General features: G+C 60.2%; 4 protein-coding genes. All 4 read right to left on the reverse strand.

Translation table 11 applies throughout. The features are described from left to right. Window positions 1-96: 96 nt before the first annotated feature. From OS124_RS0122270 to OS124_RS0122285, 4 genes are read right to left on the reverse strand one after another with little or no spacing between them, the layout of a single operon-like run. Window positions 97-3,231, reverse strand: a complete 3,135-nt coding sequence (locus OS124_RS0122270; protein ID WP_010142239.1) for a type I restriction endonuclease subunit R — start codon at window positions 3,229-3,231, stop codon at window positions 97-99. Continuing rightward, window positions 3,228-3,839 carry a hypothetical protein gene (locus OS124_RS0122275; protein WP_010142240.1) on the reverse strand — a complete coding sequence of 204 codons (612 nt, stop codon included), beginning with the start codon at window positions 3,837-3,839 and terminating at the stop codon, window positions 3,228-3,230. The genes OS124_RS0122270 and OS124_RS0122275 overlap by 4 nt, the downstream gene beginning before the upstream one ends. Then, a complete protein-coding gene (locus OS124_RS25685) occupies window positions 3,839-5,197 on the reverse strand; it encodes a restriction endonuclease subunit S (RefSeq protein ID WP_010142242.1) in 1,359 nt (452 codons plus the stop codon). Before OS124_RS25685 ends, OS124_RS0122275 begins: the two co-directional genes overlap by 1 nt. Next, complete coding sequence (locus OS124_RS0122285; RefSeq protein WP_010142243.1) at window positions 5,194-7,029, reverse strand: type I restriction-modification system subunit M; 1,836 nt, start codon at window positions 7,027-7,029, stop codon at window positions 5,194-5,196. The genes OS124_RS25685 and OS124_RS0122285 overlap by 4 nt, the downstream gene beginning before the upstream one ends. Between the last annotated feature and the right edge of the window lie 129 nt (window positions 7,030-7,158).

Below are 7,158 nucleotides of genomic sequence, written 5' to 3' on the forward strand. Positions count from 1 at the left end.
TTAATGCTCAGTAGCGTTTGGTCCCGAGCAACCTTTCTGACTTGGCCGATGATGGACGCAAATCAGCAGAACAAGCGTCTTCCGACTACAACCAGATCAGACACCGCCAGGGCGAGAACCGCTGCCAACGGCACCCCCCCCACGCAACGTCTCCCACAACTGGCCACTGCCCAGAAGCAGAGACAGAAGGCTGGACTGGATTTCCTCGCTCTCCAGAGCTTGTTTACTCATGGCCGAGTGTGCCGCGTAACTGTCGATGATGGCGTCGATCAGTTCAGACGAGAGGTTCGGTGAAGCCGCGAACTGTTCCTTGGCGTTGTTCGCAGCCTGTTGCGCCAATAGATCTGATGCCAAGAGTTTGGTCCTGAGCGTCCCCATAACATAGCTAATCTTGTCGTCGTCGGTGATGTCGCCCACGAACAGGTCGTTCAGCTTCTCGATGATCTCAAGCAGGCGAACCTTGTCTTCATCCCGCAGTCCCCCAGTGCCGGGAGCTGTGACAGGCGGCAGTTTTGGCCCACCAGCGGGCGCAATGCGACGTTTGCCCTTCGATGTGATCTTGTGGTGGGTCAACTTAACCTCCGACAAGTCCACACCTTGACGTTCGCGGCCAAACTTGAGAAGCGGCACGAGGCGACGGTAAAAGATCGAGCGCTTCTCGACTGCTGTGCTGCCGTAGTCGAAGATCTGGGACAGGAAGGCATACATCCTCAAGTAGGCCTGCATGTCGGAGCGGAACAACTCGAGTTGGGCCATCTCATCCTTGGCTGCTTTCGACCCCGCCTCATCGCCGTTGTCTAGCGCCAGCTTCCAAGCCGCCTTGGCAGACGAGTAGGTATCCAGCAAGCGTTTCGCCACTGGTTCGATGGCTTTCGATAGGTCCCCCTGCTGAGAGGTTGGATCCATCTCGATCTCGACAACCCGGTCAATCTCGTAGTCGTCGTAATGCCCGGTGTCGTCTAGTTTCGCCTTCAAGTCGAAGATCAGTTCAGGATCGGTAACAGCCTCCAGTTCGGCTTTTCCGTAGTATTGGCTGAACGCCTGAAGCACTTCGTCAGAGCTGTCAGAAAAGTCGAGGACGAAGGTTGTGTCCTTCTTGATCGCCCCACTTTTGTATGCCCGATTGAGGCGAGACAACGTTTGAACCGCCTGCACCCCCGCAAGCCGCCTGTCCACATACATGGCCGACAGCAAAGGCTGATCGAAGCCCGTCTGAAACTTGTTCGCGACAAGAAGGATGTGGAAGTCGTCAGTGTCGAAGACTTCCTTCAGCTCCTGCCCCTTCAGATCAGGGTTTACGGTCTGGTTGGTCTCGGTAAACGGCTCTGGCCCACTTTCGCGGTCACGCACCTCACCCGAAAACGCCGCCAGTGTTCCAAGCGAATAGCCTTTTTCCTTGATGTAGGCGTCGATGGCCAGCTTCCAGCGCACCGCTTCCTTGCGGGACTGAAGCACTACCATTGCCTTCGCCTTGCCTCCCAGCAGATCCGCGACGTTCTCCCGAAAATGCTCGACGACGATCTTTACTTTCTGGCTGATATTGTAGGGATGCAAACGGACCCATTCCATCAGGCCGCGCATGGCCGTGCTACGGTCTACCTCGGTATCGGTGACATCGATTCCATCCTGGGCAAGTTTGAAGGCGAGGCTGTAGGGGGTGTAGTTCTGCAGGACGTCAAGGATGAAACCTTCTTCAACTGCCTGCCGCATCGAATACAGGTGGAACGGCTCTGACAGGTTGCCGTCCCCAGCGGGTTGATCCGGCTTGGGGCGGCGTCCGAACAGTTCCAGCGTTTTGGTCTTGGGGGTCGCGGTAAAGGCGACATAGGTCACGCCTCGGTCGTCCGCCCGCGCCTTCATCTGGGCCGCAAGGATGTCCTCGGTGCCGATCTCTCCGCCATCCTTCAGTTCCTTCAGTTCCTCAGGTGACAGGGTCTGCTTCAGCTTCGTCGCGGCCTCGCCGGTCTGCGAACTGTGGGCCTCATCGGCGATCACGGCAAAGGTCTTTCCTTCGGTCGCCGATAGTTTCCGCACCTCCTCCAACGCAAAGGGGAAGGTCTGGATTGTGCAGACGACGATCTTCTTTCCGTCCGCCAAGGCCTGCGCCAACTCCCCGCTCTTGCTGCCACTCTTGCCCTTGATGGTCTCAACCACCCCGCGTGTCCGCTCAAAGGCAAAGATCGCTGCCTGAAGCTGCCCGTCGATCACCTTGCGATCAGAAACCACGATCACTGTGTCGAACATCTTGCGGTGCTGCGCGTCATGCAGGTCGGCGAGGAAATGCGCTGTCCAGGCGATGGAGTTGGTCTTGCCGGATCCTGCTGAGTGCTGGATCAGATACTTCTTGCCGGGGCCTTCCTCGAAGACCTTGGCCACCAACTGCCGCGTGGCGTCGAGCTGATGGTAGCGCGGGAAGATCAGCTTCTGCGTCTTCCCCTTCTTGTCCTTCTCGGGGATGATGTAACGCCCGATCAGCTCAAGCCAGCTGTCGCGCTGCCAGACCTCCTGCCACAGATACGCCGTGCGCTGTCCATCGGGGTTCAGCGGGTTGCCCGCACCGCCTTCCTTGGTCCCCTTGTTGAATGGGAGGAAGAAGGTGTCCTTCCCCTCTAGGCGTGTGGTCATGAAGACTTCGCGTGTGCTGACCGCAAAATGCACCAGCGCCCCCGTCTCGAAGGCCAGCAACGGTTCTGCACCCCGTCCGGGTGTGCGCGGCGGCCGATCAAAGCGATATTGGTCGATGGCGTCCCCAATGCTCTGGGTGAAGTCGGTCTTCAACTCGACCGTGGCCACCGCGATGCCGTTGAGGAAAAGCACGAGGTCGATGCTGTCGCCCTTGGCTGTCGAGTAGCGCACCTGCCGGACCACGCGCAGACGGTTGGCGCGATAGCGTTCCATGATCTCGGGGTTCTCGGCAAGGGCGGGCTTGAACTCCGCCATCTTCAGCGGAGAGCGCAGGCCCATCGCCTCGATGCCGTGGCGCAGCACATGCAGCGTTCCGCGCTGGTCGATCTGCTTGCGCAGGCGGTCCAGCAGGGCCTCCGCGCCGCGCGGCTCCAGCACCTCCCACGCCTTGGACTGCGAGATCCGCACCCAGTCCAGGACATCCGCCGGGAACATCGCCCGCTCAGCGTCATAGCCCTTGGCATCGCTCGGGTCATACTCCCAGCCATGCGCGGCGAGATGGGCGCAGATTTCGTCCTCGAAGCGGATTTCCTTGTGCAGGTTCATTGCTCACCCATCGCGGTTGCATCTTGTTGAACCTGCTGCCTCACCTCCGCAAAGGTATTGCAGTAAGCCGCGCTCAGGCTTTGCGCGATGGCGGTCATCCCGTGGCGGGTGAGAAAGACCCTGTAGTCTTTTCCGACCTCCCAAAGCTCAGGGCCGTTCCCTCTTGGCCTGCGACAGTCGAAGCGGAAACCGATCAGATATCCGCGCCGGTTGATCGGGTATACGCGCAAGTCCTCCGGGTGGGCGACCGAGTCGCGCAGGGAGATCAAGACTTCCAGCGCTTTGAGCGGTTGCCTGGCTGCGGTCTTCAAATCGCCCAGGTCATCCAGAGATGCCCCATGGGTCTCGTCTCCGTCCCCCAGATTGTCATCATCGTAGGGATGAGCGTCGAGTTGGCAAAAGGCTGTGATGTCCTGATTGCGCAAAGACTGTTCGAGGCCGGTGACCGGATGCTCTCTCGACCGGATGCGCTGGAGCGTCCAGCAAAGGATCGTGGTGAAGGCGGCGTAGGTCTCGGTCGCTTTGTACTCTGCGTCCTCAAAGGGCATCTGCGAGCATAGGCGATGGATAACCGCATACTCGCGCTCGGGGTGCGGGATACCTCCCATCAGGCAGCCTCCTCGTCAGAGCCACTGTCCCGCACGTCGATCTTGCCGGTGACGGCGGCAGAGATCAGCGCCGCGCGGCGTTCCTGAAGCAGGGCAATGGCGCGGGTGGCTTCGGCGGTGAGGGCGAGGTTCTGTATTTCTTGCTCGCGGCAATATTCCACGATCTTAAGCTGTTCGTGGAGCGGCGGTACTGCGACATACCACGCTCGTATATGCCCATGAGACAGTTTAGCCATGCTCATGCTGGACCCTCGGGCATCGGCCTTGATCTGCGTACGCAGTCCGGTCGAGCGCAGTGCGAGGCAAAGGAACGAGTTGGACAGATGTTCTGATCGCAGTTTCAAGCGATAAACAAGATCGGAGAAAATCGTGTCGCTCAGGCCCTCAGGAACGATAGCGACATCGCCTACCAAGTCTGGCGTGTTTGCGCGGGTAAACAGCAGATCGCCCTCTTGCAGGCGCAAGTGTTCCAACCGCTCGCGCACGAGTTCGCGGGGAATGGCCTTTCGCTCTTCGGCTTTCAACACTCCGGACTTGATGGCAGAAAGCTTGAGGACACCGACTTCATCGTCCTCGGGTTCACGGTCATCACCGACGGGGCTCCATCCTTGTTCGATCCGGGTCAGGGTTCTTCCGAGCTTCATTACTTCCCAATGCCCCGGGATGTCGCCGAGCCAGTCGATGCCACTGGGTTTGAGCGGGGCGGTGGGGTCGAGGCCCTTGGTGACTGCGTGGGAGATGACGGCCTGCCGCTTTTCCTTCAGCAGCGCGATCAGCCGCCGCTGCTCCTCCACCAGCGCATCGATCTTCCCCGTCTCCCGATCCAGAAACGCCGCAATGGCCTGTTGTTCGGGCAGTGGGGGAAGAGGAACTGGAAACGTACCCAGTGCGTCGCCACTTAGTTCGAGGAAGGTGGTTCCACGTCCCCTGACGTTCAAAGCCTCGGTGCTCACGCTGAGCACGAAATAAAAAAACGTTGGTTCGAGGGAGGCCGCCGGAACAAGGGCCTTGCAGCCTTGATTTGTGCATAGTTCCCGCTTTGCGATGGCGAGCGAGCCGATGGGTGCTCGGGTCGAGAGGATCAGACTCCCTTCCGGCACGAGGGATGAACCACAGGCGTTCAGACCGCTCTCTGTGATCGTTCGCAGCGACCGCGAAATGCCGCGTCCAGTCAGCTTGCTCAGGTCCGCTGGCGTCACCCAGTTGATTTCGCCGTCCCAGTAGGTCGCCTCGCCTGATTGCGGGGTTGACCCGCCGACGATCCGAAAGATGTTTTTCAGCCCGCCCGTCCTCCAGTGCGAAGGGATCTGGCCAATCCGCGAGACGCCGCTTTCCTTGTAGTCGGGATACCCCCTCATCCTGCCAACTCCACCAGCATTCGCTGGATGTTGCGCGTGACCTCGGACAGATCCGCGTCGATCTCCTCCAAGTCACGCGGCGGCTCGAACACATAGAAGTGCCGGTTGAAGGGGATCTCGTAGCCCGTCTTCGTCTTCTCGTGGTCGATCCAGGCATCGGGGGCGTGGGGGATCACCTCGCGCCGGAAATACGCCTCCACATCCTCGGTCAGTGGCACGATCTCGGTATCGCGCAGGGCACTGTCGGGCTGCGGCTGGCCCTTGGCTTTGCCACGCTGGCCAAGCACGATCTCTCCGGCCTCGTCGCGCAGGGGGCGTTCCACGGTGATCTGGCGGAAGCCGAAGGCCTTGTTCGGCAGCAGCATCGACAGGGGCCGCAGCTTCACGCTGCCACCCTCGGGGGCCTGCGGCGCGGGCTGGCCCTCCTCGACCACCTCGCGCCCGGTCTCCTTGCCCGCCGCATCGAAAAGCGTTGCCAGCTGCGCCGGGATGCATTCTCCGAAGAGCCGGGTGACGATGTCGATCCCCTCGTCGCTGATCTCGCGCCGCTTCGATCCTAGCGACTTGCGCATCTTTTGCCAAAGGCCGGACGCATCGATCAGCTGGACCTTGCCCTTGCGGTGCGCGGGCTTTTTGTTGGAGATGATCCAGACATAGGTGGCAATGCCGGTGTTGTAGAAGAGGTCGGTGGGCAGGCCGATGATGGCCTCGACCAGATCGCTTTCCAGGACATGCCGCCGGATCTCGCTTTCGCCCGATCCCGCGCCGCCGGTGAAGAGAGGCGAGCCGTTCAGCACGATCCCGAAGCGCGAGCCGCCGTCCTTGGCGGGCCGCATCTTGGACAGCAGGTGCATGAGGAACAACAGCGATCCATCCGACACGCGCGGCAGGCCGGGGCCGAAGCGTCCGTTGAAGCCCTTCTCCTTGTGTTCCTTCTGGACCTCCTTCTGCACCTTCTTCCACTCGACGCCGAAGGGCGGGTTGGACAGCATGTAGTCGAACTTGGCGTCGGTGTGGCCGTCGTCGGACAACGTGTTGCCCGCCTTAATGTTGCGAACGTCCTGCCCTTTGATCAGCATGTCGGCCTTGCAAATCGCGTAGGACATGTCGTTCAGTTCTTGCCCATACATTGTGAGAGCGGCGTTGGGGTTGTGTTCCATCAGATATTCATCGGCGACTGACAGCATCCCGCCGGTTCCTGCGGTCGGGTCGTAGATCGTGCGCACGATGCCCGCCTTCGACAGGATGTCGTCGTCTTCCACGAAGAGCAGGTTGACCATGAGCCGGATCACCTCGCGCGGCGTGAAGTGTTCCCCGGCGGTGTCGTTGGAGGCTTCGGCGAACTTGCGGATCAGTTCCTCGAACACGAGGCCCATCTGGCTGTTGGTTACGCGCTGCGGATGCAGGTCGAACCCGGCAAAGCGTTCGGTGACCATGTAGAGCAGCTTGTTCTTGACCAGCCTGTCCACGATCTCGGCGAAGTTGAACCTGTCGAAGATGTCTCGGACCTCGGGTGAGAAGGCCTCGATGTAGCTCATCAGGTTGACGTCGATGTTATCCTGATCGCCGATGATCTTGGTGAAGTCGAGGGTTGAGGCGTTGTAGAAGCTGGCCCCTGAGGCTTTCCGCATGAACGGATCGGCGTTGAGGCCGATGGCGGTCTTCTCGTCCTTCTCCTTCAGAACAGCGGCTTTCGTCGGCGCAAGGACACAATCGAGACGGCGCAGGACCGTGAAGGCAAGGATGACGCGTCCGTATTCAGACTGGCGGTAGTCGCCACGAAGGATGTCGGCGACGGACCAGATGAGGTTGGACAGCTCAGACTGAGACATGTGTTTGGGCCTGCAATGGATTTTGCTGTTCGGCGGGAGGTTATCTGCCCACCTTTGAACCAGCAAGGGCATGACGCGGAAAAGAGACAGCTTTGGGGTGGTGGGCCTGATGGTGAAAGGGTCCCCGCC

The organism is Oceanicola sp. S124 (assembly GCF_000220565.1).
Taxonomy (GTDB): Bacteria; Pseudomonadota; Alphaproteobacteria; order Rhodobacterales; family Rhodobacteraceae; genus Pseudooceanicola.

Bases quoted from the DNA above. Each gene is read 5' to 3' on its own strand.
- OS124_RS0122270 (WP_010142239.1), bottom strand. From the start codon at position 3,231: ATGAACCTGCACAAGGAAATCCGCTTCGAGGACGAAATCTGCGCCCAT.
- OS124_RS25685 (WP_010142242.1), bottom strand. From the start codon at position 5,197: ATGAGGGGGTATCCCGACTACAAGGAAAGCGGCGTCTCGCGGATTGGC.
- OS124_RS0122275 (WP_010142240.1), bottom strand. From the start codon at position 3,839: ATGGGAGGTATCCCGCACCCCGAGCGCGAGTATGCGGTTATCCATCGC.
- OS124_RS0122285 (WP_010142243.1), bottom strand. From the start codon at position 7,029: ATGTCTCAGTCTGAGCTGTCCAACCTCATCTGGTCCGTCGCCGACATC.